At 71.0% G+C, this 789-nt stretch carries 2 protein-coding genes; both read left to right on the forward strand.

Going from position 1 to position 789, the window contains the following annotated elements; genetic code table 11:
* The first annotated feature begins 189 nt into the window (after positions 1-189).
* Complete coding sequence (locus AC1DWF_RS33640) at positions 190-492, forward strand: hypothetical protein (RefSeq protein WP_476842832.1); 303 nt, start codon at positions 190-192, stop codon at positions 490-492.
* Positions 493-594: 102 nt separating this feature from the next.
* Positions 595-789 (forward strand): NRDE family protein (locus AC1DWF_RS33645; RefSeq protein ID WP_476842833.1); only part of this gene is annotated, 195 nt, incomplete at its 3' end.

Genomic DNA, 789 nt, shown 5'->3' on the forward strand with positions numbered 1-789 from the left:
AGCTGGGGTGGGGGCGGTGGAAACCACGGCAACTATGCCAGTAGCGGTGGCGGATACCGTGGCGGCTACTCCGGCGGCGGCGGCGGATCCCGTGGCGGCGGCGGTGGCCGGGGCGGCGGACATCGCGGCCGCGGCTGACGCGACAATTTGCCATGCTTCCGCCACCTTGGCGGTGCTACATTCGAGGGAATGAAGGAGGACAATCCGATGCGGATGATCCGGAACGTGATGATGGCCAGCCTTGCCGCCCTCGGCGCGGGTGCTGGCGCCGCCCAGGCCCAGTGGATCGAGGCGCCGGCCTACTACGCCCCGCCGCCCCCGGTCTATTATGCGCCGCGCGTGTATGCGCCGCCCGTGCCGGTCTACGTGCCGCCGCCGGTCTACGTGGCGCCGCGGCCGTACTACGCGCCGCGTCCCTACTACGGTTACGGGTACGGCCGGCCCTATGTCGGGCACTACGGCCGTGGATATGGCTACGGCCGTCGCTGGTAGCCGCCGCGGGCGACCTTGAAGTCACCCTAGCCGGCTGAGCCCGGCTTGACGTTTGACGCCCCGGCGATATCGCCGGGGCGTTTTACGTTTTATGGACCGTGCATGTGCACCGTGATCCTGCTGCGCCGCCCCGGCGCCGCCTGGCCCCTTCTCCTGGCCGCCAATCGCGACGAGAGGCTGGATCGCCCCTGGGATCCGCCTGCCGCATTCTGGCCGGGCATCCTCGGCGGCCGCGATGCCACCGCCGGGGGAACCTGGATGGCGCTCAACCGCTCCGGCGTCGCCGCTGCCGTGCTG

The organism is Aminobacter sp. P4_D5, assembly GCF_056401815.1.